17 protein-coding genes and 1 pseudogene are annotated in these 26,226 nt (G+C 68.9%); 9 read left to right on the top strand and 9 right to left on the bottom strand.

The window, feature by feature from the left end; all coding sequences use genetic code 11:
* The first annotated feature begins 105 nt into the window (after positions 1-105).
* Entirely contained in the window at positions 106-849 is a 744-nt protein-coding gene (locus OG246_RS40315; RefSeq protein WP_266474229.1) for a CDP-alcohol phosphatidyltransferase family protein, read from the top strand.
* Between the two features lie 4 nt (positions 850-853).
* On the opposite strand, the gene OG246_RS40310 is transcribed toward OG246_RS40315, so the two are convergent.
* Together OG246_RS40310 and OG246_RS40305 are read right to left on the bottom strand one after the other, a co-directional pair.
* Positions 854-1,624 (bottom strand): FkbM family methyltransferase, encoded by a 771-nt coding sequence (locus OG246_RS40310; RefSeq protein ID WP_266474228.1) that lies wholly within the window; start codon positions 1,622-1,624, stop codon positions 854-856.
* A 187-nt stretch (positions 1,625-1,811) separates the two neighbouring features.
* The gene (locus OG246_RS40305) at positions 1,812-3,701 is read right to left on the bottom strand and encodes a sulfatase (RefSeq protein WP_266474227.1); all 1,890 of its coding nucleotides are present in this window, start codon (positions 3,699-3,701) and stop codon (positions 1,812-1,814) included.
* A 463-nt stretch (positions 3,702-4,164) separates the two neighbouring features.
* Here OG246_RS40305 and OG246_RS40300 point away from each other — a divergent pair, with 463 nt between their 5' ends.
* The 4 genes from OG246_RS40300 (at position 4,165) to OG246_RS40285 (ending at position 10,067) form a co-directional block, all read left to right on the top strand.
* Positions 4,165-5,949: a serine/threonine protein kinase gene (locus tag OG246_RS40300; protein ID WP_266474226.1), complete on the top strand. Its 1,785-nt coding sequence runs from the start codon at positions 4,165-4,167 to the stop codon at positions 5,947-5,949.
* A gap of 243 nt (positions 5,950-6,192) precedes the next feature.
* The gene (locus tag OG246_RS40295) at positions 6,193-8,130 is read left to right on the top strand and encodes an FHA domain-containing protein (RefSeq protein WP_266474225.1); all 1,938 of its coding nucleotides are present in this window, start codon (positions 6,193-6,195) and stop codon (positions 8,128-8,130) included.
* 264 nt (positions 8,131-8,394) lie between these two features.
* Entirely contained in the window at positions 8,395-9,093 is a 699-nt protein-coding gene (locus tag OG246_RS40290; RefSeq protein WP_266474224.1) for an alpha/beta hydrolase, read from the top strand.
* Positions 9,090-10,067: a phosphotriesterase gene (locus OG246_RS40285; RefSeq protein ID WP_266474222.1), complete on the top strand. Its 978-nt coding sequence runs from the start codon at positions 9,090-9,092 to the stop codon at positions 10,065-10,067. The genes OG246_RS40290 and OG246_RS40285 overlap by 4 nt, the downstream gene beginning before the upstream one ends.
* Here OG246_RS40285 and OG246_RS40280 read toward each other — a convergent pair.
* Positions 10,064-11,002 (bottom strand): AraC family transcriptional regulator, encoded by a 939-nt coding sequence (locus OG246_RS40280; RefSeq protein WP_266474220.1) that lies wholly within the window; start codon positions 11,000-11,002, stop codon positions 10,064-10,066. The genes OG246_RS40285 and OG246_RS40280 overlap by 4 nt on opposite strands.
* Before the next feature lie 148 nt (positions 11,003-11,150).
* On the opposite strand from OG246_RS40280, the gene OG246_RS40275 reads away from it, so the two are divergent.
* Positions 11,151-13,373 (top strand): MMPL family transporter, encoded by a 2,223-nt coding sequence (locus OG246_RS40275; protein WP_266474219.1) that lies wholly within the window; start codon positions 11,151-11,153, stop codon positions 13,371-13,373.
* 110 nt (positions 13,374-13,483) lie between these two features.
* Here OG246_RS40275 and OG246_RS40270 read toward each other — a convergent pair whose 3' ends face one another.
* From OG246_RS40270 to OG246_RS40255, 4 genes are all read right to left on the bottom strand, one after another.
* On the bottom strand, positions 13,484-14,335 hold the full coding sequence (locus OG246_RS40270) for a GNAT family N-acetyltransferase (RefSeq protein ID WP_266474218.1): 852 nt from the start codon (positions 14,333-14,335) through the stop codon (positions 13,484-13,486).
* A 41-nt stretch (positions 14,336-14,376) separates the two neighbouring features.
* Positions 14,377-15,279, bottom strand: a complete 903-nt coding sequence (locus OG246_RS40265; RefSeq protein ID WP_266475044.1) for an alpha/beta fold hydrolase — start codon at positions 15,277-15,279, stop codon at positions 14,377-14,379.
* A 136-nt stretch (positions 15,280-15,415) separates the two neighbouring features.
* Positions 15,416-16,384: an RNA polymerase sigma factor gene (locus OG246_RS40260; RefSeq protein ID WP_266474216.1), complete on the bottom strand. Its 969-nt coding sequence runs from the start codon at positions 16,382-16,384 to the stop codon at positions 15,416-15,418.
* An 83-nt stretch (positions 16,385-16,467) separates the two neighbouring features.
* Positions 16,468-20,529 carry a bifunctional nitrate reductase/sulfite reductase flavoprotein subunit alpha gene (locus OG246_RS40255; protein WP_266474215.1) on the bottom strand — a complete coding sequence of 1,354 codons (4,062 nt, stop codon included), beginning with the start codon at positions 20,527-20,529 and terminating at the stop codon, positions 16,468-16,470.
* Between the two features lie 150 nt (positions 20,530-20,679).
* Between OG246_RS40255 and OG246_RS40250 the strand changes: the two are divergent.
* Positions 20,680-20,808: pseudogene (locus OG246_RS40250) on the top strand (HoxN/HupN/NixA family nickel/cobalt transporter); the annotation flags it as partial.
* Positions 20,809-20,877: 69 nt separating this feature from the next.
* Here the strand turns inward: OG246_RS40250 and OG246_RS40245 are convergent.
* Positions 20,878-21,462, bottom strand: coding sequence for a TerD family protein (locus tag OG246_RS40245; protein WP_266474214.1), 585 nt, complete (start codon positions 21,460-21,462; stop codon positions 20,878-20,880).
* Between the two features lie 244 nt (positions 21,463-21,706).
* Between OG246_RS40245 and OG246_RS40240 the strand changes: the two genes are divergently transcribed.
* The gene (locus OG246_RS40240; RefSeq protein ID WP_266474213.1) at positions 21,707-22,657 is read left to right on the top strand and encodes an endonuclease/exonuclease/phosphatase family protein; all 951 of its coding nucleotides are present in this window, start codon (positions 21,707-21,709) and stop codon (positions 22,655-22,657) included.
* 36 nt (positions 22,658-22,693) lie between these two features.
* On the opposite strand, the gene OG246_RS40235 is transcribed toward OG246_RS40240, so the two are convergent.
* Positions 22,694-24,739 carry a molybdopterin-dependent oxidoreductase gene (locus OG246_RS40235; protein ID WP_266474212.1) on the bottom strand — a complete coding sequence of 682 codons (2,046 nt, stop codon included), beginning with the start codon at positions 24,737-24,739 and terminating at the stop codon, positions 22,694-22,696.
* 204 nt (positions 24,740-24,943) lie between these two features.
* On the opposite strand from OG246_RS40235, the gene OG246_RS40230 reads away from it, so the two are divergent.
* The gene (locus OG246_RS40230; RefSeq protein WP_266474211.1) at positions 24,944-26,215 is read left to right on the top strand and encodes a hypothetical protein; all 1,272 of its coding nucleotides are present in this window, start codon (positions 24,944-24,946) and stop codon (positions 26,213-26,215) included.
* Positions 26,216-26,226 lie beyond the last annotated feature (11 nt).

Genomic DNA, 26,226 nt, shown 5'->3' with positions numbered 1-26,226 from the left:
TCAAATGCCTGTGCGTCAGCTGAACTCTGTGCCGTCGGCGGACGTATTGATCAGGGCACGGCGCCAATACCGGGCCGTGTTGACGGGTGGTCTTCAGGAGGAATAGTGACGGATCTCGGACAGCGAGCAGTAGATCTCCGGATCTACCCGCCGGCTCTGGGCGTCCTGGCCCAGGCGGCGGTTCTGTTTTCGCTGGCGGCGTCGGTGGGGCTCGGTGCAGCCGGTTGGCTCATCGGACTGGGATATTCCGTTGCCACGTGGGTCCTGCTCTCCCGCGCCCTGCAACATCCTGACGTTCGCCAATGGGGGCCCGCTGACAGCGTCACCTTTTGCCGGTTGATCCTGACCGGTGGTGTGGCCGCTCTTGTAGCCGACGCCGTTGTTGGAGACGAGCATCGGGCAGTACTGATCGGATTGGCTGCGGTGTCCTTGATTCTCGATGCCGGAGACGGTCAGGTGGCCCGCCGCACAGGAACCGCGTCGAGATTCGGTGCACGGTTCGACATGGAGGCGGACTCCGTCCTGGCGATTGTCCTGAGTATCTACCTCGGGACATCTCTCGGTTGGTGGGCCGTTACGATCGGGCTTTTCCGCTACGCCTTCGTACTGGCATCACGGGTGATGCCGTGGCTGGATGCCCCGCTGCCCTTCCGGATGTCCCGAAAAGTTGTGGCCGCATCACAAGGAGTTGTACTGGTTGTCGCCAGTGCAGGTCTCCTTCCCACGCCAATGGCCCAGGCCTGCGTCGCGGTCTCGATCGGTACGCTGGTCTGGTCGTTCGGCATCGATGTCGGGTATCTGTGGCGGCAGTCGGCGCTGAAGCGCGTGAGGGAATTCAGTTACAACTAATTCGTTACAACTGACTTGCGCTCGGCAGTGACAGGCAGTAGATGTCGCCGGCGTTGGCCTCATGCGGAAGCGCCAGAATATGAGCGGCCATCGTCTCCGACGAAACCCAGTCGTCGAACTCCAGGTTCATGCTCTCTCCCATGGACAGATTGAAGAGCTCGAACCCCAGTCCGGTCACGCGGTCGAGGCAGCGCTGCGCCACTGAACGTTCGATCGTCGTGAACTCGAATGACAGTGCGGGCAACGCGTGGTTGAGGCCGTCCAGCACTGCGGCTTCGAAGCCTTCGACATCGACCTTGACGAACGCGGGCGTACCGTAGGTTCGAATGAGATCGTCGAGCGTGACGACCGACACGTCCATCTCCGCGTCCCATACCTGGTCCTGCCAGCCGCTCGCTCCATCAGCGGCTTTCACGAATTCCGCCGATGCTGTGGAGACGGTGGGATTCGCTGAGTTGACATAGAACTTCGTGGCTCCTCCGTGCGCACCGCACACGGCTTCGACCAACACCACGTCTTCGTCACCGGCATAGATTTCTCGGATGGCCCGGATGCACAGTGGTTGCGGCTCAACTGCCGTCACGCGTGCACCCAGACGACGAAAACTGCCGATGCGATCACCGACGTGGGCGCCAATGTCGAAAACGAGGTCGCCGGGCTTCACGAACTGGCCGTAGAAAGCGTCCATCGCCGCGTCTTGGCCGGCATTTCCGTAATAGAACTCGAGCGACCGGCGGATAGAAGAAGCAGCCGGATCGGCCTTGAGGGATTCCAACGCGCCACGGTTTACGTTCATATGGGATTATACCCCGGCGTGGACGTCGCGCAATGCCCGAAGTTGACGCGCCGACCGACGCTCGAAACGGCCGTGAGTATTCGGGTATTCCATCAACTCGGATGTGTTGAGCGTCAGATGGCTTCTCGGGGGCAGCGCGGTCTCGGGCTTGGCGTCCGATTCGTCATCACGGGGTCGGCGTGGAACCGTACGCCGTCAGGAACCGGTCGCGGAAGTCGCTCATCTTCCAGACCGGGGTGCTCTTTCCGGGCTGCAGCCCGTCCGTCCAGCCCCAGTCGGCGATCTTGTCGAGGACCTTCGGATCCTTGGCGACGATGGAGACCGGCACGTCACGGCTGGCGTTGTTGCCGCTGACCCGGGCGATGGGCTGGTGGTCGCCGAGGAAGATGAGCACGGTGTTGTCGTTGCCGTACTTCACCAGGTAGTCGATGAGGCTGGTCACCGAGTACTGGATGGACTTGCCGTACTCCTCCTTCGACCTGGTGGAGTTGGTGAGAAGCTCCGACGGGTCGGTGCCCTCCTTCTCGATGGCGTCGAAGATCGAGCCGTCGCCGAGCTGGTCCTGGGGGACCGTCTTGGGGATGGGCCCCCAGGGCTGGTGGCTGGAGGTCAGGATGATCTCCGACATCAGGGGCTTGTCCTGCTTCTTGCCGTGCTCCAGGCGTTCGAACGAGGCCAGGGCGAACTGGTCGGGCATGGGCGACCAGCTGAACTTGGGCCCCTCGTAACCGAGGTGTTTGGAGTCGTAGACGTTGTCGAGGCCGAAGAACTTCGCCTCCGGCCAGGTCTTCTGGACGCCCGGCATGATGCCGACCGTGCGCCAGGCGCCCGTCTTCTGGAAGGCGCTGGTGAGGGTCATGTGATCGCCGTTGGTGACCGTGCGGTAGCGCTGCTGGTTGTTGATCCACAGGCCCGACAGGAAGGTGGAGTGACCCAGCCAGCTGCTTCCGCCGTACGTCGCCGAGGTGAGCCAGCCGCTCTCCGCCGCGAACCCCGCCTTCTCCAGCTTCTCGTTCTCTGTTGTGAGGGTCGCGGTCACCCCCGGCGAGATGAGCGGGTCCTCGATCGCGCTGCGGCCGTAGCTCTCGATGAAGGTGATCATCATGTCCTTGCCGCGCAGGTCGGTAAGGAGCTGGTCCGGCGGGGTGTTGGCGAAGACGTCCTTCTTGGCCACCTTGGCGAACTCCGCCTCGTCCCGCAGGGTCGACTGCACCGCCTTCACCCGGATATGGGCGAGGTGGGCCGAGCGCTCGGCGGCGACCGGCATGTCGGCGGTGAACTGCACGCCGAGGGCCGCGCACGTGACCCAGACGGTGGCGAACACCAGGGTCGTGCGGGTCGCGGTGGTGGTGTGCCGGGCCATGACGTTGCCCAGCCGGACGACCGCCAGCACCGTGACGACGAGCACGACAAGGACGAGGACAATGATCGCGACGACGAGGCCGAGCGTGCCCTTCGCGCCGATCGTGTCCTTGAGATAGGTGTGCGCGTCGTCGAACAGGGTCCAGTCGAGGACCAGGTTGAAGTCCCGCCCGAGATATTCCTTGAACCCCATGTCGAGGACGTTCAGGATCAGCTGCACTCCGACGACCAGCCCCAGCAGCGACGCCACGACGACGCGCGGCCTGCGCGGCAGGACGATCAGCACAGCGGCGCCGAAGATCGCCTCGACCGGGATGCGTACGAAGGCGATGGGCGTCACGCCGGCGGCGTTGTTCGACATGAGCAGGGTGAACAGCACGAGTGCGGCGGCGAGGGCGTTGACGGTCCACGACACCGCCTTCGCGGCGGCGGGGTACCTGTCACGCCACCCACGCCAGATGCGCCATCCTCGTCGATCGAGACCCGGGGCCGCCTCCGGCGTGGGCTCGTCGGTGGTTTGGGCGGCGGTCTCCGGTGCGTTGTCCGCAGGGGTCTCACCGGCGGCCTCCGGCGTCAGCCCCTGCTCGGGCGTCAGCCCCTCTTCCGGCGTCAGTGCCTCATCCGGAGGCGCCTGCGTCTCATCCGTCGGCTCGCTCGTTTTCGGTAGCTGTCGAGAGCTGCTGTGGGATGACACCCGGCGGTCCTTCCGTGCGAAACACTGTGCTGGTGCGGCGGATCGGCCCCGAACACGTGAGGGCGGTGCGCCTGTAATTGTGTACGGCACCCTGACGGCCCCCGTTCAATCACCCAGGTCCGCTTCCGGTCAAGCGGGTCACCCTGTTTGGTCAACGGGTCACCCTGTTCGGTCAAGCGGGATCACGCGGCCCGCGCGGCCGAGCGGAGGCCAGGGGCTCGCAGAGAAGTCGACGGTATGACCGCCGCGACGTCACAACTTCCCTACAGCGAGCGGTAGTACGGGCGCTTGTCCAGGTCCGCACTTCACGAACTTCAGGTGTTTGATCATACTGTCCAAGGGCTGTGTCCGGCGGGTCGTCCGGCCGTGGCCGAATCGAAGGCAACCGCCCCGGCAGACCACGGATCCGACGGGGGCGTCGCCACTCCTCGGCCGTTCGCAAGGGACAAGGAGCAGGGCCCTCATGCCACAACAGAACACCGCGTCGCCGGACGCGGGTGCCGAACGGCTGGTCGCCGGTCGCTACCGCTTGCTGTCCGTTCTCGGCGAGGGCGGCATGGGCACCGTGTGGCGCGCCCGCGACGAGGTGCTGCACCGCGAGGTCGCCGTCAAGGAGGTACGCGCTCCCGTCGGACAGACCGTGGCGCAGGTCGAGCGGATGTACACCCGCCTGGAGCGGGAGGCCTGGGCGGCGGCGCGCATCAGTGCTCGCGGTGTGGTGACCGTCCACGACGTCGCCACCGACGACGGACGACCCTGGATCGTCATGGAGTTCGTCCGCGGCCGGTCGCTGGCCGACGCGATCGGCTCCCAGGGTGCCCTCACGCCGAGGGAGACCGCGCGCATAGGCGCCGAGGTGCTGGCCGCGCTGCGCGCGGCGCATGGCGCCGGAGTGCTGCACCGCGACGTGAAACCCGCCAACGTCCTGCTCGCAGACGACGGCAGGGTGGTGCTCACCGACTTCGGCATCGCCACCGTGGAGGGGGATTCCGCGCTGACGATGACCGGTGAGCTCGTCGGCTCTCCCGAGTACCTGGCGCCGGAGCGGGCACTGGGCCGGAACCCCGGCCCCGCGTCGGACCTGTGGTCTCTCGGAGCGTTGCTCTACGCGGCCGTCCAGGGCCGTTCGCCCTTCCGTCGGACCACCGCGCTGAGCACTCTGCGTGCCATCGTCGACGACGAGTTGCCCCCGCCGCATCGGGCAGGACCCCTCGCGTCCGTCATCGAAGGCCTGATGCGCAAGGACCCCGACGAACGGATGTCGGCCGAACAGGCCGAGCAGGAGCTGCGCCTGGCTGGTGCTGACGGCGCCTCGGGCGCCGACACGGCCACGCCGTCCACCACGCCGTCCGCCCCACTGCCCACAGCGGCCGCCGAGGAGCTGCCCACCGCCGAGTCCCCTCTCGGGGAGACCGTGCCCACGGCCACGGCCGGGGCACCGACCGTCTCGGCGTCCTCGCCTGTCCCGGAAGGCGGCACGGACGCCGGGGACACGGCGGCACCCACGGCTGACACCCCCACCGCCACGGTCGTCGTACCCACGGACGCGGCACCACCCGACGCCCCCACCGCCCAGGCACAACCCCCGCTTCCCAGTGCAGCGCCCGCGGTCACCGCCGAGACGGCAGGCCCGGTGTCAGGGCCCGTGCCCACGGCCGCTTCCGCGATGCTCGCCTCGCCGGTGGTGCTCGAGCCCGGGGACGCCGAAGCGACCGGTCGCGGCCCCACGAAGGGGAGACGGCTCATCGGGTACGCGGCGGGAGCGGTCGTGCTCGCGCTGCTCGTGGGCGGCCTGGGCTATGTGCTCGGCGGCGGCGACGATGAGGGCAGCAAGGGCAGCAGCTCGCCCACGGGGCAGGCGCAGGCCTCTTCCTCCGGGGCGGCGAGCAGCGGGTCGGACGACACTGCCGAGCAGCCCGTCTCGGTCACCGCGACCGGGGGCGCGACCACGTACGCCGGCGACTGCCCCCCGGCGGACTCGCAGGCTCCCTGGTTCACCGCGACCTTCACGGTGTCCGAGCTGCCCTTCCAGTTCTCGTACCGGTGGGTCTCGACGAACGGGTCCGTGATCGACCGGCAGTGGCGGACGCTGTCGTTCCCGGACGGCGGCCCCCGCACCCATAAGGAGACGGTGCGGCTGTCGACGTACGCACAGTCCGGAACCCTCAGCAGCGAGATGGCCGTGGAGATCCGCTCACCGTTCGAGGCGGTGTCCAACTCGGTGCCGTTCTCGGTGACTTGCTCCTAGACGAACGGCGGCTGGTCAACCGGGCGTCAAGGCCGACGCGGAGCGGCCTAGTCGTCCCCGCGCATCGGCCATACTGCAACAAGCACGAGTCGGACCGAAGTTGGCCGACTCGGACATCACCGGTCAAGTGAGCCCCACTGGACCGGAGTTCGGTGGGAGTGACGTACGGCTCCCACTCTCGTAGCGGATCAACCGCAGGGCGCGGTTCCTCTGCCGCACCCGAGACGTTCGCAAGGAGTTTCTGTGTCGTCGGTCATTGTGGGACGCACGGGTCCCTTCGCCGGTCAGAGCGCGGTTCTGGGTAGCGCTCCACTGCGATTCGGACGCAAGAGCGACAACGACGTGGTCATCGTCAGTGTCAGCGCCTCCCGTCTGCACACCGAGATCGTGGCGGAGGACGGCGCGTTCGTCCTCTACGACCGCAGCAAGAACGGCACCTTTGTAAACGACCAGCCCGTCACCCGTCACGTGCTCGTGCCCGGCGACTCCATACGCATCGGCGACGAGACCTTCCTGTTCGAGACGCAGGAGGCCGTGGAGACGGTCCTGGACCTCTCCCAGCTCGACCTGCCTCGCGCCAACGCCTCTGCGAATCCGGGCGAGTTGCGGGTCACGGTGTCCGGAGGAGGCCCGGTCGGCCTCGCCTTCGCCCTGTTGCTGGAGAACGCCCTGCCGGGGAAGGCGTCCATCACCGTCTACGACGGCCGGTGGATCAGGAACGGCTCCACCGTGGTCTGGAAGGACGAGACCCACGGCAACAACCGGCGCATGCAGGTCGTCACCGCGCAGAGCCGTCAGTACCTCGCGCTCACCGACGAGATGCAGTCGGCGCTGTTCGACGCGGGCGGATTCTCCGAGATGTGGCCCCTGGGGCCGGACTCGGTGGAGGGCCGCCCGCCCCGCAACATCCGGATCGCCTACATCGAGGACAAGCTGCTGGAACTGGCCAACGCCAAGTCCGCGATCCGCCTGGTGCCGAAGCGATTCGATGCGTCGGAGCAGCAGCGCCGGCTCTCCCAGGAACACGTCCTGGTGATCGCCGAGGGGGGCGGGTCGCGCACCCGGGAGCACTTCGCGGACCGTTTCGGCGCGGCCGACTCCTCGATCTACTCCCTCGACGGGGAGCACCTTCAGGACCTGGTCCTTGGACTGCGGGTCAAGTCCCAGCTCTCGGACCCCATGAGCGTCCTGCTGACCGTGGCGCAGAACCGGTTCCTGCTCAACTCGCTGCGTGGCGAGGGGTTCCTCAACATGAGGCTGACCCGCGAGGAGGCCGGCGCAGTGATCGGCATCGACCCGGTCCGGCAGGTCTTCGAGGAGTGCGTGGCGGCCCGGCCCTGTCTGATGAGCCGTCAGGAGGACAACGAGTTCGTCTGCCCGACCCATGGGACCCTGTTCCTGCCCGCCCTGCTGCGTAGTTCGCCGCTGTGGAAGCGGATCCAGGAGGGCCTGAAGATGTTCGCCGTCCCCGAGGACGATCTCAGCGCCATCACCTCGTTCCGGCTGGACATGGTGCAGCGCCCCCGGTTCACGGCCCAGCTCAACCGCCCTACCTCCACCAGCCCCGGAACCTACGGCTTCCTGCTGGGCGACGCGGCCAACGCCATCCACTTCTGGCCCGGGCGCGGCCTCAACAGCGGTCTTGCCTCGGCTGTTTCGCTCTCCCGCTCCCTCAGCCGGGTCTGGCAGGGCCGTCCGCTGCGCGACGCCGACTTCATCCGGCACGAGGCGGCGATGTCCATGCTCCAGTACCGGCACAAGAGCCGGGCCTGGAACGCCATGGTCACCACCGACGAACGAGGCGTGACCCGAGCCATCAAGGACATCATCGCCGACAGCATGGAAGGGGAACGGGCCGTCGCCCAACCCGACGGCGAGCGGTCCGATCTCGACCTCTTGCTGGAGAGGATGCGCGCGATCCGCGAGCGCCTCGCCCCCCGCCTCCCCGGACTGCCCAGCGACGAGGAACTGCGCAGCCACCTGTCCACCCTCGCTCCGTCGACCCTGCGGTCCCTTCAGGAGAGCGGCGCCTGGGACACGCTGATCGTCGGCGGCGAGGAGGCCGACATCGACATCTTCTACCAGTCGGACGCCCCGGTTTTCGTCGGCCGCCCCGTCGATCCGCGCATCAACGGCCAGGCGACAGGACCGCGGCAGGCGGGGGCGCTCGACCCGGCGTGATGCGGGCACTCCGCCCCTGAGGCCGAAGGTCCACATCCTGTCCCGCTGTCAGAAGAAGGGGGCCCGGCACAGCCGGGCCCCTTCCGCGGTCGGAGAAGACTGTTCGGCAGCCCGGACCACTCGCCCCCCGCCGACACGCATCGCGTCCACGCGAAAGGACTGCGCGCCGACGCGAAAGACGGCCCGGCACGGGCCTGGAAAGGTCGTCTTCGAGTCGAACCAGCGAGCCAGCCGCTCGCGGTGTCATCGAAGTGGGGACCATCAATGAGTAGGCAACCGGTGAGAAACGTGGTGCTCGTCCACGGGGGATTCGTGGACGGCTCCGGATGGCAGGGGGTGCACCGCCTGCTGACGGACGACGGCTTCCGGGTCAGCGTCGTGCAGAACCCGACGCACTCCCTCGAGGGAGACGTCGCGGCGACCGGGCAGATCCTGGACGAGCAGGACGGGCCGACGATTCTGGTGGGGCACTCGTACGGTGGAGTCGTCATCACCGAGGCCGGCAACCACGACGGCGTCGCGGCGCTGGTGTACATCGCGGCGTTCGCGCCCGACAAGGGCGAGTCCGTCAGCACGCTGATCGCCGATCCCGAGCCGGGGGCGCCCGTCCCGCCGATCCTCCCGCCGGTCAACGGTGTGCTGTTCCTCGACCGGGAGAAGTTCCACGCCTCCTTCGCGGCCGATCTGTCCCCGGCCGAGGCGGAGTTCATGGCCGACGCCCAGGTGCCCTGGGGCCTCGACGCGCTCGGCGGCACCGTCACCGAGCCGGCCTGGCAGCACAAGCCGAGTTGGTACCTGGTGGCGACCGACGATCAGATGATCCCGCCCGCCGCGCAACGGGCCATGGCACAGCGGGCGGGCAGCACGGTCACCGGGACCGACGGCAGCCATGCGATCTACGTCTCCCAGCCGGGGGCCGTGGCCGACCTGATCAAGCAGGCCGCAGCCGGAGTTGCCGGATGACCGCGACCCCGCAGGTGCAGACCGTCCGCGGTCCCGTGCCGGTGAGTGACCTCGGCGCCGTACTGATGCACGAGCACGTCTTCGTGCTCAGCGAGGAACTCCGGCAGAGCCTTCCGGAGACCTGGGACGAGCAGGAGCGCGTCAGCGACGCCGTGACCCGGCTCAAGTCCCTGGCCGCGACCGGCGTCACGACCATCGTCGACCCCACCGTCATCGGGCTCGGACGCAACGTCGCGCGAGTCGCCGTGGTCAACGAACAGGTCGACCTCAACATCGTCGCGGCAACCGGCCTCTACACGCTGGCCGACATCCCCGACTTCTTCCGCTACCACGGGCCGGGCACCATGCTCGGCGGCCCCGAGGGCATGACCGAGTTGTTCGTCCGCGAACTCACCGAGGGCATCGCGGACACCGGCATCAGGGCCGCGTTCCTGAAGTGCGCGATCGAGGGCGAACTCACCCCGGGTGTGGAGCGGGTGATGCGAGCGGTGGCTCAGGCGCACTTGCGGACGGGCGCTCCGATCACGGTGCACACCAGCGCGAGCGCCCGTACGGGGCTCATCGCGCAGGACGTACTGCGCAGCGAGGGCGTGAACCTCGGGGCGGTCGTCATCGGCCACAGCGGGGACACCGCCGACCTGGACTATCTGCACCGGCTCATCGACAACGGCAGTTACGTCGGAATGGACCGCTTCGGCCTCGACATCCTCCTGCCCGCCGACGAGCGGGTGGCGACCGTCGCGAGTCTCGCGCGCGAAGGGTTCGCCGAACGGATGGTGCTGTCGCACGACGCGTCCTGTCACATCGACTGGTTCCCGCCCGGCGTACGCGAGCAGATCGCGCCCAACTGGCACCACACCCACCTGCACGACGAGGTACTCCCGGCGCTGCGCCGAGCCGGCGTCACCGAGGAGCAGCTCACCACCATGCTGGTCGACAATCCACGCCGGTACTTCAGCCCGGCAAACGGCTAGCCGCCGCGGGCGCTGCGTCTGGCCTCGCGAGGCGTCGTGCCGAACTCCTCCCGGAACGCGGTGGCGAACGAGGCGTGACTGCCGAAGCCGCAGGAATGGGCGATCTCCGCGATCGAGTACGTGGACCAGCTGGCGCTGACCAGACGGGTGCGGGCGACGTTCAGCCGTTCGCGGCGGATGAGGTCGCGTGAGGTGGTGTTGGCCGCCTGCAGCACCTGCTGGACATAGCGCGCGGACCAGCCGAGCGCCCGCGCGATGCCGACGACGTCCAGGTCTCTGTCGCAGGCGTGCCGGCGTACATAGCGTCGGATCGAGGCCTCGACCGTCGCCCGCTGCCCCGTGGGCGCCGAGTCGTTGCCGCCCTCCGCGGCCAGACACACCAGGTCAAGGAGCCGGTCGCAGGCGATGTCGAAGGTCGTCTCGGAGAGTTGCTCGCGCTCCTCGTGCAGTGTGGTGGTCAACTGCCGGACGACTCGGCCCAGTCCGCCGGCGCCGCTGAGTATGTGCGGCCCCCCGGCTGCGATCGGGCTGCGCCCTGCGACGTTCTGGCCGGCCATGAAGAAGGAGATCCCCCGGAGTTCGGCACCGTGGGCGAACGTCAACGGGCGGTCGATGTCGCACAGCGCCATGCTGCCGGGCCCGATCTCGCCGGACGACGACCCCTGCTCCACCCAGGCCGTCCCGGCGAGCGGTACGAGCAGTTCGTACGTGCCCCGGGGATCGGACCGGATGTGCCGGGCGTCCCTGTGGACCACTTCCTCGCCGCCGGAGCAGAGGGCGAGACCGTAGGACTTCGACCGCTGCCACTCCAGGCGTCCGCTCCAAGGAGCGTGGCGGTCCGGGACTTTGATGCGGCTCGCGCCGTGGAGGTCGGTGAAGACCTCGTCCCAGGCGCTCGCCGAGGACAGGGTCAGAACTTGGCTCCAGGAAGACACGCCTCATCGTATGGGCCGACCCGAAAGCCCCTCTCACGCTGTGACCCAGCTCACGTTTCCCGAACCGAACTAGTAGGCCGGTCCTCCGTCTTGTCTGCGCGCAGCCGAACGGCCTCGCATCAGGATCCCCCTCAGTGAAAGGAATGACATGTTTGACCGCGTTGCGGAATTGACGGTCCGGCGGCCCGGAATCGTGCTCGTCGTGGCCTCCGTGCTCGTCGCTGCGATGAGCTTTGTGGGCGTGGGCGCTTTCGGGAAACTCGTGGGAGGCGGCTTCGACGACCCGGACTCGCAGTCGACACGGGCGAGTCGGGTCATCGACGAGAAATTCGGCGGGGAAGCGAACCTCGTGCTGCTGGTCAGTTGTCGCGCACAGCGCGTCACCGACCCGGAAGTGGAGCAGGACGGCGCACAGTTGGTGGCCGAGCTGCGCAAGGAGACCGAACTCAGCAACGTCGTCTCCTACTTCGACACGCACAGCGACTCACTGCTCGCCCGGGACGGCCTCTCGGCCATGGTCCTCGCGCATGTGAAGGGCGATGAATCGACGCGGGAAGAGCACGCGCAGGACATCATCGACGCGTACGCGGGCCAGTACGAGGGACTCACCGTCCGGGCCGGTGGCGGTACCGCGGTGGGCGCCGAACTGTCGGAGCAGGTACTGCAGGACCTCCTTCTCGCGGAGGTCATCGCCGTTCCCGTGACGCTCCTGCTCCTGCTCATCGTGTTCGGGGGAGTGGTCGCGGCCTTGCTGCCGCTCGCCATCGGCACGGTGGCGGTCGCCGGGACCTTCGCGGAACTCGCTCTCCTCGGCAGCGTCACCGACGTGTCGGTCTTCTCGATCAACCTGACCACCGCCCTCGGGCTCGGACTCGGCATCGACTACGCGCTGTTGATGATCAGCCGCTTCCGGGAACAGCTCGCCCTCGGGACGAGCGTGGCCGACGCGGTCCGGACGACGGTGCACACCGCCGGACGTACGGTCGTGTTCTCGGCGGGCACGGTCGCGGTCGCGCTCACCGCGCTTCTCGTCTTCCCGCAGTACTTCCTCCGCTCGTTCGCCTATGCCGGCGTGGGCGTGGTCGTCATCGCCGCTGTCGGCACCCTCTTCGTGATGCCCGCTCTGCTCATGCTGCTGGGGCATCGCATCAACAGCGGCAGGCTCCCCTGGCCCAAGGCCGACCGTCATCGCAGGCGGGCACCGTTCTGGGGCCGGCTGGCCGGGACCGTGATGCGCCGGCCGGTGCTGATCAGCGTGCCGGTCCTCGCGGTGCTGCTGCTCGCCGCGGCCCCGCTCCTGGGCGTCACATTCGGTACCCCCGACGAACGGGTCCTTCCCGAAGACGCCGCGAGCCGACAGGTGTCCACGGCACTGCAAGCGGACTTCGAGGGAGACGACGAAGCGGCCATCCAAGTGGTGGTCGACGGGGCCGTGGGTGACGAGGCCCTGGACGCCTACGCGGAGAAGCTGTCGCTCCTCAACGGGGTCGTTCGGGTCGAGGCGGCGACAGGCACCTACGAACAGGGAAGCTCGGGGGCCCCTGGCCCGACGAGCGAGGCCCTGAACCGCCCCGACGCACAGCGGGTCACCGTCATCGGCACCGCTCCGCCCAAGTCGGACAGCGCCCAGTCCCTCGTCCGCGTGGTCCGGGACGTCGACGCGCCCGCCGGCGCCAAGGAGGTCCTGGTGGGAGGCGGAGACGCAGAACTGCTCGACACCAAGGAATCGATCGCGAGCCGCCTGCCCATTGCCGCAGGACTGGTCGCCGTCACCACCTTCATCCTCCTTTTCCTCTTCACCGGAAGCATCGTCCAGCCGATCCGTGCGCTGGCCCTGAACATGATCAGCCTGGCCGCGGCGATCGGCGCGATGACGTGGATATTCCAGGACGGCCATCTCAGCTCCGTGCTGGGATTCACCGCCCAGCCGATGGACACCTCCATGACGGTATTGCTCTTCTGCATCGCCTTCGGTCTGTCCATGGACTACGAGGTGTTCGTCACCAGCAGGATCAAGGAACTCCACGACGCCGGTGAGAGCACCGAGGCCGCCGTCGTCCACGGCCTCGGACACACCGGAAGAATCGTCAGCGCCGCGGCCTGTCTCCTCGCGGTCGGATTCTTCGCGTTCGCCACGGCGAAGGTCAGCTTCATGCAGATGTTCGGCCTCGGAAGCGGTCTGGCGATCCTCATCGACGCCATCGCCGTACGTGGAGTGTTGCTGCCTGCCGCGATGCGACTGCTCGGCCGCACGGCCTGGTACGCGCCGGGACCTCTCCGGAAGTTCCACCGGCGCTTCGGAATCAGCGAAAGCGCCCCACATGCGGCCGCGCCAACGCGTGAGTCGGAATTCGCGACGCGAACTTCCTGAGATCAGCGATGCGAATCACCTGAGATCAGCGATGCGAATTACCTGAGTTCAGGCGCGACGCACCTGAACTCGACTGACCGGCCGTCTTCCAGACGGCCGGTCAGGCTGTCTCAGCGTTCGTCGGGCGTGAGCCGCCAGCGCCAGTTGCGGCGTTCGTAGGCCACTTGGAAGCCGAGGCGGAGCATGTTGTGCAGGGACGAGTTGTGGGTCCCCGGGGTCTCGGCGCCCGTCTCGGCGATGAGCAGACGGCACCCCAGCTTCTGTGCCACTCGGGCCCGGGCGGCCAGCAGAGCGGTCTGGCCACCGCGCCCCCGCGCGTGGGGAAGCACGGCGCCGGCGAACAGCTGCGCCGTGTCACCGCGGACGAACAGGGTTCCGGTTCCGACGAGTTCCCCGTCCAGCCAGGCGGCGAAGGGATGCCAACCGGGCCGGGTCGCGGACGCGGCGCTCATCTCCGCGTACTGCTCGACCGGCATACCGAACGCCCGCATCATGACCGTTCCCCACTCGGCGGCCTGCTCCGCCTCCACGGGGGCGACGCGGATTCTGTCCGGGGTGATGTCGAGAGCGTCGGCACGGGCGACAGCCTCGTCGGTCGGGCAGACGAGCTTCGCCCAGGACGAATCCGGGACGATGCCTTCCCGTTCGCATGTCTCCTGCCACTCCTCGGGCAGGAAGGCGGGTGCGATCTGGAAGACGGCCTGCGGAGTTTGCGCAGCCCGGTAGAAGCCGCAGACTTCACTGATCAACTCGGCGGTGATCGGTGCGGTGACACCGAAGCCGAGGGCCTTGCTCCAGAAGTGGGTGATGTCGTTGCGCATTGACAGCACCACTCCGCCGCCTATCCGCGCGGCGCTCATTCCCAGTGCGGTGCGGACGGTCTCGGGAGCACCTGTCTGGAATCGGAAGAGTGCTTCCGCCTCGGACTGCTCGGTGACGGACGGCTGAACGTCGGTAGTCATGAATCCGTTTCTCTTTCAGTTCTCTTTCCAGGAATCGAGGGTCACTGTGTGCCGCGTGCCGTGGCCGTCACGAAACGCGTCACCGCTTGAGAGAAGGCGGCCGGTTCCTCGATGTGGCCGAAGTGCCCGCTGTTCTCCAGGATGAGCAGCTCCGATCCGGGGATCAGCTCGTGCAGTTCCTCGGCCCACCGCACCCCGCAGATGACGTCGTGGCGGCCGACGACGACAAGGGTCGGCACGGTGAGTGAGCCGAGGTCCGCACGGTCGTCGATGACATTCGGGGAGAGGTCCTCGTCCAGGCCGGAGATGTGCGTGGCCGTCACGGAGGCGCGCAGGGGAGCGAACTCCTCCTCGCGGCCCCAGTAGTCGGCGAAGTACGAGGGGATGATCCCCCTGGCGACGGCCGTCATCTGCGCGTCGTCGGAGATGGTGGGGATGGCCTGGAACGCCGCCAGGACCTCGGGGAGTTCGGGGTGGTCGAAGTGGAGCTCGGCGAACGACTGCACCAGGCGCATGGCCTCGGCGCCGTGTTCGGGGCCGGTCACCGGCGCGCTCTCGTAGAGGATCACCCCGGCGACGCGCTCGGGGAAGTGCAGGGCGTGGTACTGGACGACGAAGCCGCCGTGCGAATGGCCCAGCAGGTGCACCTCGGGGACGCCGAGGTGCTCGATCAGCGCACCGAGGAACCGGCTGTAGCGGGGCCGGGTGTAGCCGTGCGGGTGGGAGGGCAGGCGGTCGGAGGCTCCGGTGCCGATCGGCTCCGGGTAGACGACCGTCAGATGCCGCTCCAGCGCGGGCATCCGCAGGTACTCCCAGAAAATGCCGGGCCCGCCGGAATGCGCGACGCACACCGGGCCCGTGCCGTGGACGTGATAGCGCTGCACGACTCCGTCGACTTCGACGGTGTGCGTTCCGACGGCCAGCGGATCGGCTGGACCAGCCATATCAGTCAGGTCGGTGGGGTCGATCGGGTCGGTCAAAGAGGTCGTCATGTGGGTGTCTCCGTATCCGGCAGGTGTCAACGACACCGACAGGACGCCGGAGGCAGAGCGAAGTTCGATCCGAGTTGTGTGATGGCCGTCACACGGGAAGGAGCGGGTTGGTGGCCCGCGACGGCCTGGCGTGGAACAGGCGCAGCCGGTGTACGCGGCCGGTGTCGTCCAGGGTCATGAGCCAGGCGACCTCGGGCGGACAGTGCTCGGGGTTGTCGGCGGGATTGAGGATGTCCATCTCCCAGATGACGAGCGACCGCCCGGCCACGGCATGGGCGAGACGCTGCCGTACGCCGGCTTCGAGGTCGCACTCCATTCCGTGCACCAACCGATTCCTGTCGCCCACCGGGTCGTTCCCCCTGAGCAGGGCGACCTCGGGGGACCAGCGCTCGGTGAGCAGCGCGCCGAAGTGTCCGCTCTCGGCGGCGGCCAGTGTCTCGTGCGCTTCGACACGGCTGGCGCGGGTGCGCCGCGCGGTGTCGCCGTGCGGGGCGTCCGCCGTGGACGCGAGGGCGGTCGCCAGCTTGGACCGTCCCTGGCTGAGCCGGCTGCGGACCGTGCCGACCGGGACCCCGCAGACGTCGGCTATCTGCTCGTAGGAAGTGACGTGGGTGCTGAAGTGACGCAGTACCAGGGGCAGTCGCAGCGCGGGGGAAAGCTCTTCGATGGCCTCCCAGATCCAGTCCCGCATCGTGTGGTGCTCCAGCCACCGTTCCGGACCGGCGTCCGTGGAGGGCACGTGCAGATCGTCGAGCGGCTGGAAGGCGACGGAGCCTCGCAGCAGGGAACGGCCGGCGTTGCGCACGATCATCCGCAGCCATGGGCCCACGGCCGCCGGGTCGCGGACGTCGCCCACGCGCCGGAGCGCGGTCACGGCCGCGTCCTGGACCACGTCGTCGACGTCGGGTCCCGGTCCCAGAATGCTCACCGCGACCGCGCGCATACCTGCCCGGTGTCGTTCAAGGAGCAGACCCAGTGCAGCCACATCACCCGCCTGCGCGGCACGCGTGAGCACCGCGTCCTCGAGGCGTCCGGTCTCGCCCGCGTTCGTGCTCAAGGAGTTCCTCCGCCACTCTCCGTCGTGCGTTCGACCGTACTGCGCACGGCCCGGCGGCGTCACGGCGGCCCGGCGGGCCGGGGTCAGTACACGTCGCGGACGTACCGTTTCTCGGCGGCGAGCTGCTTGACGTACGCGGCGGCCCCGTCCTCGTCCAGGCCGCCGTGGACGGTGGCGATGTTGCGCAGGGCCTGGTCGACGTCCTTGGCCATGCGGGAGGCGTCACCGCACACGTAGAAGTGCGCGCCGTCCTGGAGCCATGACCACAACTGGGGGCCGTGTTCACGCATGCGGTCCTGGACGTAGACCTTGGCGCGCTGGTCGCGGGAGAAGGCGGTGTCCAGCCGGCTGAGGGTGCCGTCGGCGAGAAGGGCGGTCAGTTCGTCCTCGTAGTAGAAGTCGCTGGCCCGGTGCTGTTCGCCGAAGAACAGCCAGTTGGGCGCGCGGTGACCGAGGGCGCGGCGCTCGTGGAGGAAGCCGATGAAGGGGGCGATCCCGGTGCCGGGACCCACCATCACCATGGGGGTGGCGGGGTTGGCGGGCGGCCGGAACTTCGGCGAGGGCTGGACGAAGACCGGCACGCGGATGCCGGGGGCGGCGTCGGCGAGGAAGGGGGAGCAGACGCCCTGGCGCGGTCGTCCGTCCGGGTTCTCGTACCGGACGACGGAGACCGTCAGCGAGACCAGGTGGGGGTCGGTGAGGGGGCTGGAGGAGATGGAGTACAGGCGGGGCTGGAGCGGCCTCAGCACCTCGGCCCACTCCTGGGCCGAGGCACGGACGGGGTGTTCGGCGATGACGTCGACGGCCTGGCGGCCCCAGGACCACTTGGCCAGTTCGTCCTTGTTGTCGGGGCGCAGCAGCTTCTTCAGCACGCGGTCGTGGGTGCGTTCGGCGACGAAGCGCAGCAGGTCGGGCGTGATGCGGGTGATGTCGAGATGCCGGAGCAGGGCCTCATGGAGAGGGACCTCCCCGGTGCCGTTCAGGTCCACCGTGGCCGCTGGGTTGACGCCGGTGCCGGCCAGCCATTCGGTGACGATGTCGGGGGAGTTGACGGGGCGTACGCCGAGGGCGTCCCCGGTCTCGTAGCGGAGCGGAGTCTCGCTGTCGCGGGTGTCGAAGGTGAAGCGGCGGACTTCCTTGCCCGCGCCGGGCAGGCTGAGCAGCTGGTTGCCGGTGAGGCCGGCGGTGACGGGGGCCGGCTTCTTCGGCCGGGGTGCGGGTGCGGGCGCGGGGGCCGAGGTCGTTTCCGGGGCGCCGTTCAGGGCGGTGAGGACCTCGTCGAGCCAGGCCGTGGCCGAGAGTTCGTAGTCGGGTTCACAGTCCGTCCGCGGGGTGAGACGCACCGCGCCCAGCTCGTCGAGGCGCTGGTCCACGCGGCGGCCGTGGCCGCAGAAGTCGTCGTACGAGGAGTCGCCGAAGGCGAGGACCGCGTACCGCACGCCGTCCAGACGGGGTGAGTCGGGCGCGGCCAGGGCGTCCCAGAATCCGGAGCCGTTGTCGGGGGCGTCGCCGTCGCCGAAGGTGCTGGTGATCAACAGGACGTCGGCTCCGGTGGGCAGGTTCCCCGGGTGGGCGTCGTCCATGTCGAGGAGGGTGGCCTTGTGACCGGTGGTGGTGAGCCGGTCGGCGGCGGCCGCCGCGAACTCCTCCGCGTTGCCGGTCTGCGAGGCCCACAGGACGACGACCTCCCGGACGGGGGCGGCAAGTGCCGCCGGTGCGGCGGGCGTTGTGGGCACGGCCCTGGAGTACATGCCGGCCAGCACGCCGTTCACCCACAGCGCGTGCTCGGGGCTGAACGGCGCGCCCGGCGGCAGCACCGGCACACCGGGAGCGCCTGAGTCGATCCCGGCGAGGAATCCGATCAGGTACTGGCGCTCGTGCTCGGCCAGCACGGGCGGCGGGGCGGGCTCCAGCCCGAAGGCGCCGGCGGGACCGGCGGTGGGAGCGGCCGGTTGCGGAACCACCACGGACGCGGGAGTTACGACGGACACCGGAGCCGCCACCTTCGTCAGCGACACCGCGCAGACCTTGAACTCCGGCTGGAAGGAGAGCGGGTCGACGGCGTCACTGGTGACGGCGTTGACGCTCAGGTACTCGCCGAACAGGTCGTTCCAGTGGAAGGGCGCGAAGCAGCAGCCGGGCCGAACCCGGTCGGTCACCACGGCGGGCAGCACCGCCCGTCCGCGTCGCGAGGCGACCTCCACCGAGTCGCCGTCGGCGATGCCGAGTGCGGCGGCGTCGCCGGGATGCAGTTCCACGAACGGCCCGGGGTTGAGCCTGTTGAGTTTGGCGACCTTGCCCGTCTTGGTGAGGGTGTGCCACTGGTGCTGCAGCCGCCCGGTGTTCAGGACGTACGGATAGTCGTCGTCGGGCATCTCGGCGGCCGGGATGTGCGGGCGGGCGTGGAACACCGCCCGGCCGCTCGCCGTCGGGAAGACCGGACCGCCGAAGCCGCTGCCGTCCCCATCCATGTAGCGGATCGGATTGCGGTCGGGCCCGTCGGTGCTCGCCGCCGGCCACTGCACGGGGGTGGACCGCAACCGTTCGTAGGTCACGCCCCGCAGGTCGTATCCGGTCTTCGGATTCCAGGCGCCCTTGATCTCCTCGAAGACCTCTTCCGCGCTGTCGTACGAGAAGCCCTCCTCGTATCCCATCGCGCGTGCGACGGCGGCGATGATCCGCCAGTCGGCCATCGCCTCCCCGGGCGGCTCCACGGCGGGCTGCGCGAGGGTGAGGTTGCGCTCGCTGTTGATGAGGACGCCCTCGGTCTCGGTCCACAGCGCTCCGGGCAGTACGACATCCGCGTACGCGTTCGTCTCCGTCTCGGCGAAGACGTCCTGGGCGACGACGAACTCGGCCCTCTCCAGGGCCTCGATGACGGTCTTGCGGTTGGCCACGGAGGCGACGGGGTTGGTGCAGATGATCCAGCAGGCCTTGATGTCCCCGTCCGCCATCTTCTGGAACATCTCGACGGTGCCCTGGCCGACCCCGTCCTTGCGGACCGTGCCAGGGGGCAGGTCCCACAGCTCCTCGACGAAGGCGCGCTCCTCGTCCACCAGCACCGACCGCTGGCCGGGCAGCCCTGGACCCATGTAACCCATCTCCCGGCCGCCCATGGCGTTGGGCTGGCCGGTCAGCGAGAACGGACCGGAACCGGGGCGGCAGATCGCGCCCGTCGCCAGATGCAGGTTGACCAGGGCGTTGGTGTTCCAGGTGCCGTGTGTGGACTGGTTGAGGCCCATGGTCCAGAGGCTCATCCACTCACCGGCCGAGCCAATGAGCCGGGCCGCCTCCTGGATGTCGGCCTCGGCGAGGCCCGTGAGCTCGGCGACCGTGGCGGGCGGGTAGTCGGCGAGGAACTCCGGTATCGCCTCCCAGCCCTCGGTGTGGGCGGCGATGAAGTCGGGGTCGGTGTCGCCGTTCTCGTGCAGGAGGTGCAACAGGCCGTTCAGCAGCGCGAGGTCCGTGCCCGGCTTGATCTGCAGGAACAGATCGGCCTTCGCGGCGGTGGCGGTACGGCGCGGGTCCACGACGATCAGCTTCGCGCCCGCCTTGACCCGCTCCATCATGCGCAGGAAGAGGATGGGGTGGCAGTCGGCCATGTTGGAGCCGATGACGAAGAAGACGTCCGCGCGGTCGAAGTCCTGGTAGGAGCCGGGCGGGCCGTCCGCGCCGAGCGACAGCTTGTAGCCGGTGCCCGCGCTGGCCATGCACAGCCGCGAGTTCGACTCGATCTGGTTGGTGCGGACGAAGCCCTTGGCCAGCTTGTTCGCCAGGTACTGGGCCTCCAGGCTCATCTGCCCGGAGACGTAGAAGGCGAAGGCGTCGGGCCCGTGCTCGTCGATCACCGCCCGCAGCCTTCGTGCCGTCTCGGCGATCGCGGCCTCCACGGGGGCGGGCTCGGCCTGCGCCCCGCGTTCGGGGCGCGTCAGCGCGGTGGTCAGCCGGCCCGGGGCGGCGAGCATGTCGGCCGTGGTCGCGCCCTTGGTGCACAGGCGGCCGAAGTTGGCGGGGTGCGCCTTGTCGCCGGACGCCTTGAGGACCGTACGCCGCCCGTCGGGGCCCATCCCGATGTCGAGCACCATCCCGCAGCCCACACCGCAGTACGAGCAGACCGTCCGTACCTGCGTGGGGGTCGTGGTCACGGGCGGCCCTTCAGGCGATCGGATGCTTTCTCCCTCGACGCTACGAAGTGCCCGTTACGCGGTTGTCACACCGTTCGATCATTGGGGGTTACGCCCTCCACACAGCTGTGATCGAGGGTCTGTGAGGAGGACGGGATCCTCGTGTGCGACATCGGCTACGTCGTCGTCGGCCTGTTCTTCGCCACCTGGGCGGTCGCCCTGCTGGTGTGGAAGTTCGGCCGGATCGAGGAGAAGTGGACGGCGGGACTGGCTCAACCTGCCGAACAGGGAGCCGAGTAGGGGCCCTGATCGCCGCACGGTATGCCGCAGGTCGGGTCGGCGCCGGTGTCGGCGCCGACCCGGACCGCGCTACTTGCTCACGGCGAAGCGCATCAGGGCCTTCTCGTCGCCCTGCTTGATCTTCCCGGTCTCGTTGATCACCTGGAGCTTCCAGCTCGCGCCGTCCCGCATGGCCTTGGCCACGGCGCAGCCGTTGTCCGAGCTGAGCAGGCTCGGCCAGATGTCGGCGACCTGCTGGGAGCTGCCGCCCGTCGCGTCGTACACCTTGAAGCTGATGTTCCGCGCCTTCTGGAAGTTGCTGCCCTTCTTGTACGCGGCGGCGACGAACACGATGGACGTGATGTTGCCCGGCACCTTGGCGAAGTTGACGGTCACCGTCTCGTCGTCGCCGTCCCCCTGCCCGGTCTGGTTGTCCCCGCTGTGCAGCAGCGAGCCGTTGCCCAGCGGATCCAGGGAGTCGAGACCGGCCAGCCGCACCGGCTCCGAACCCTGCATCGCGATGGCGATCAGGTCGAGGTCGGTACCGACCTTCTGGCGGATCTTCCCTATGATGCCGCCGCTGCTTCCAACGGTCGGGTCCCAGGACGCTCCGATGGTCAGATGGGTCACCCCATCCAGATCCGCCGGGCCGTCTTCTTTCGTGAGCGTGATCATTCGTGAACCCCTTGGTGAGGCGACTGCGACAGACGAATTGTCCCTGGAGTCTCTGTGCTTCGGCGCACCAGGTCCAGTAATGCCGGGACCGATTACGGAAGGCGCGCGCGACCAGAGGGGCTCGGGGCGGGATTCGGCCAAGGAAGATCGCTCCGTGTAGTGGCGTCGCGGCTGTATGTGCTCATTTCGGTGGTGTGGGTGCTCAGGGACTCAAGCGCTTGCTGCGCGCCTACGATGTGGTCGTGTGACGTCGTGCGAGTGGCCGGACTGGAGACAAGGGCGCGTCCTGGCGCTGCTTTCCCTGTTGCTCGCTCTCCTGCTGGTCCTTCATTCCGTTCTGCCCAACACGCTTGGGCACCTGGGCAGCCTTCTTGAGACGTTTCTTCCTTGGCTCGGACTGGCCGTCCCGGGACTGCTGGTCGCGGCATTGCTGCGCCGCTCGTTCGTCGGGCTGATCGCGTTGCTGCTGCCCGTCGCCGCCTGGATGAGCCTTTTCGGCGATCTGCTACTTCCCGGCCACGACCTGGCGGACTCGGCGGGCCGGATCACCGCGCTCCAGCACAATGTCAGCGACGTCAATCCAGACCCGGCGGGCACCGCGAGGACCTTGGTCGAGACCCGGGCCGACCTCATCGCCCTGGAGGAGTTGACGCCTTCCGCGTTGCCGGCCTTCGCGGCGGTCATGGCGTCGGACTATCCCCACCATGCGACCAAGGGCACGGTCGGGCTCTGGTCGAAGTACCCGCTCTCCGACGTGCGGTTGGTGGACATCAGGCCGGAGGGGATCGGCGAGGGCTGGAACCGCGGGCTGAGGGCGACCGCCAGGACTGCACAGGGGGATGTCGCTGTCTATGTGGCTCATCTGCCGTCCGTGCGCCTCGGTCCCAGGAACGGATTCAGTTCCGCGCTGCGGGACGAAAGCGCTGTTCTCCTCGGTGACGCGATCGCGGCCGAGCGGCTGGACAAGGTGATTCTGCTCGGGGACCTCAACAGCACTGTGGACGACCGCGGTCTGGCACCGGTCAGTTCACAGTTGAACGCGGCGGGCTCAGGATTCGCGTTCAGCTGGCCGGCGTCGCTGCCCATGGCTCGCATCGACCAGATCATGGCCCGCTCGGCGACAGTCACCGAAGTCTGGTCGCTGCCGGAGACGGGGAGCGACCACCTGCCGATAGCCGCTCACATCGGACTGTGAATCGGATCGAGGGAAATCGAGGGAATCGGCGAGGGATCAGAGCGGCACGATCTCAACCCGGTTGTCATGGAAGACGGCGCCCCCGCCGAGGTCCGTGTCCCGTTCGGCGACGGTGGCGTTCACGCCCGTCCCGGTGTCCTCCTGGAGTTTGGGCCAGTGGCCCTTCTCGGTGAGGGCGACTCCCGGGGTGACCCGGTCCTCGACGGCGATGAGGGCGGTGAAGGATCCGCGGTCGTTGATGACGCGGGCACGGTCGCCGGGCTTCAGGCCGCGTGGGGCGGCGTCGTCGGGATGGAGGACGACCGTGGGCGGGCCCGCGCGGCGGCGCAGCTCCGGCTTGTTGCCGAAGACGGTGTTGATGGTGAAGTGCTGGGCGGCCGAGATGAGCACCAGGGGGTGGCGGGCGGAGGCCGGTTCCGCCGCGGGCACATGGCCGGGCAGCGCGTCGTGGCCGTCGGCCGCGGCCGTCCCCGAGACGAATTCGAGCCTGCCGCTCGGTGTGGGGAAGCCGTCGGAGAACGGCAGCCGGTCGGTGATCAGCCGGGCCCAGCCGCGTTCCCGCAGACTCTCCACCGTGATGCCGTCCAGGGAGGGGTGGTCCGAGTCGAGGAACTGGCGGGCCAGGTCCTCGTCCGAGTCGTACAGGGCAGGTTCGGTCAACCCGAGCGCGCGGGACAGGCGGCGGAACGTCTCGGTGGTGGAGGCGCATTCGCCGGGCGGCGCGACGGCGGGTTCGTTCCAGGCCAGGTAGTGGTGGCCGTAGGCGTCGTGGATGTCGAGGTGTTCGGTCTGCATGGTGGCGGGGAGCACGATGTCCGCCCAGTCGGCGGTGTCGGTGCGGAAGTGGTCGAGGACGACCGTGAACAGGTCCTCGCGGGCGAGTCCCTGGCGGATGCGGGTCTGGTCCGGTGAGCTGACGGCCGGGTTGGCGCCGTAGACGAACAGGACCTTGACGGGCGGGTCGTCGGTCTTCAGCAGGCCCTCGGCGAGGCGGGTCATGGACAGGCCGCGTACGGGGTGGGGGAGCAGGTCGTCGCGGGTGAGGGCGGCGAGGTTGCCGCCGTGGGCGCCGTCGGTGGCGTAGTGCAGGCCGCCACCGGGGTACTGCCAGTCGCCGGTCACGCCCGGTATGCACGCGAGGGTACGCAGCGCGGTGCCGCCGCCCGCGTGGCGCTGCATGCCCATGGAGGTGCGGATCGCGGTGGGCCGGGTGTGGGCGAGGCGCCGTCCCAGGGCGGTGATCCGCTCGGGGGTCAGTCCGGTGTCGAGGGCGGCCCGCTCCGGGGTGAACTCCTCGATGCGGGACCGGAATTGCTCCCAGCCGTGGGTGTGCCGGGCCAGGTAGGCGCGGTCCTCCGCGCCCTCGGACAGGACCACGTTCAGAAGCGCGAGGGCGAGCGCCGCGTCGCCGCCGGGGCGGATCGGCAGGTGCTCGTCGGCCTGTTCCGCGGTGCGGGTACGGACCGGGTCGATGGCGACGACGTACGCACCCTTCGTGCGCGCCTCCTGGATCAGCCGCCACAAGTGGTGGCCGGTCGTCAGGGTGTTGGTGCCCCAGAGGAGGATCAGGCGGGAGTGGCGCAGGTCTTCGGGGTCCATGCCCTCGCTGGTGCCCTGGGTGTACCTCAGTCCCGCGGACCCGGCGCTCGCGCAGATGGTCATCCGGTGGCGGGAGGCGCCCAGGACGTTCCAGAGGCGGCTGCCCGCCCTGCCCTGGAGACCTTGCAGGTAACCGAGGGTGCCGGTGCCCTGGTAGGGCCAGATCGCCTCGCCGCCGTGGGTGTCGATCGTCTCGCGCAGACGGGCGGCGATCTCCGCCAGTGCCTCGTCCCAGCTGATCCGCTCGAACCTGTCCTCGCCCTTCGCGCCCACCCGCCGCAGCGGGAACATCAGGCGGCCGGGGGCGCGGGTGTGCTCCAGGTACTGGTTGACCTTCACGCACAACGCGCCCCGCGTGTACGGGTGTTCGCGGTTTCCGCGCAGCCCGGTCGCCCGCCCGTCCCGAACGGTCACGGTCCAGGCGCAGCCGTCCGGACAGTCCAGCGGGCAGGCGCCGGGGACCTGCCGCTCGCCGCCGCTCACGGCCCGGCCTCTGTACTGCGGTCGAGTTCGTCGAGATCGGCGCATGGCATTGGTCCAGTACAGCAGAGAGGCCCCGGCGGGGTGACCGGCAGCCACGATCACCCGAACGGCCCCGCCCGGAAGGTTGCACCCGCCGCCACGACCGAGGCTGGACGTGATCTCTAGCGAGGAGCCTTCCATGGCGGAGAAGACCGGTCCGGCCGCATGACGAGCACGGGAGCGCAGGAGGAGCTGACCGAACTACGCGCCAGAGTCGCGGAGTTGGAGAAGCGCGGCCCCAAGGTTCACAGGCATCGCGTACGGGCGATCCTTGCCGTGCTGCTGATCGTCCTCGCCGCCGTGCTCACCCCGCTGAGCGCCGTCGCGTCCTGGGCGAGCGACACGGTGGGGGACACCGACCAGTACGTGAAGACCATGGAGCCCCTCGCCTCGGACCCCGACCTCCAGGCCGCCGTCGCCAACCGGGTGACCGACGCGGTCATGGAGAGACTCGACGTAGCGACGATCCTCTCCTCCGTCGAGCCCGCCGACCGCCCGCTGGCCGGCAAGGCCCTGGACGCGCTGAGCGGCCCGGTCACCACCGGGATCAGCGGTTTCGTGCACAGCACGGCGCTGAAGTTCGTGAGCAGCGACGCGTTCGCCACCCTGTGGACCCAGCTCAACAGGAGAGTTCACGCGGCCGTCGAGAAGGCGCTGACCGGAAGCGGCGGCGGAGCGGTGAAACTCACCGACGACGCCGTGATCATCGACCTCGCCCCCGTCATCGAAAAGGTCAAGCAGGCGCTCGTCGACAACGGACTCGCCGTGGCCTCGAAGATCCCCGAGGTGCACACCGAGTTCACGGTCATGACCTCCGAGTCCATCGGCAAGGCCCAGAAGGGCTTCAGGCTGCTGCAACTCGTCGGATTCTGGCTGCCCGTGCTGACACTGCTGCTCACGGCCGCGGGTGTGCTCACCGCCGTACGCAGACGCCGTGCCCTGGTCGTGGCCGCCCTCGCCGTGGCGGTCGGCGCGGCACTCCTCGGACTGGCGCTCTGGGTGTTCCGGGCCCTCTACCTCGACGGCCTCCCGGCCGGGGTCTCCCAGCCCGCCGCGGGGGCCGTCTTCGACACCTTGGTGCGCTTCCTGCGGACGACGGTACGGATGGTGATCACCCTCGGCGTGATCGTCGCGCTGAGCGCCTGGCTGACCGGTAAGGGCCGGGCGGCCTCCCGGGTCCTGGCCGCGTGGACGGGCGGCATCGGCGCCGTCCGCGACGCCACGGGGTTCGCCGCGGGGCCGACCGGAGAGTGGGTGCACCGCGTCAAACCCTGGCTGAACTGGACGGTGGTCGCGGTCGCCGCCGCCACGCTGCTCGCCTGGAACCGCCCGACGCCCGCCGTCACCGTCTGGATCGCACTGGGCGCGCTGCTGGCGTTGGCCCTGGTCGAGTTCCTGGACGACCGGGAACCGCATCTCGCCGCCGGCACTGCGTGACGACCACCTCC

Source organism: Streptomyces sp. NBC_00620, assembly GCF_026341825.1.
GTDB lineage: Bacteria > Actinomycetota > Actinomycetes > Streptomycetales > Streptomycetaceae > Streptomyces.
The sequence above is the reverse complement of the archived record's forward strand: the minus strand, read 5'-3'. Positions and strand labels throughout refer to the sequence as shown.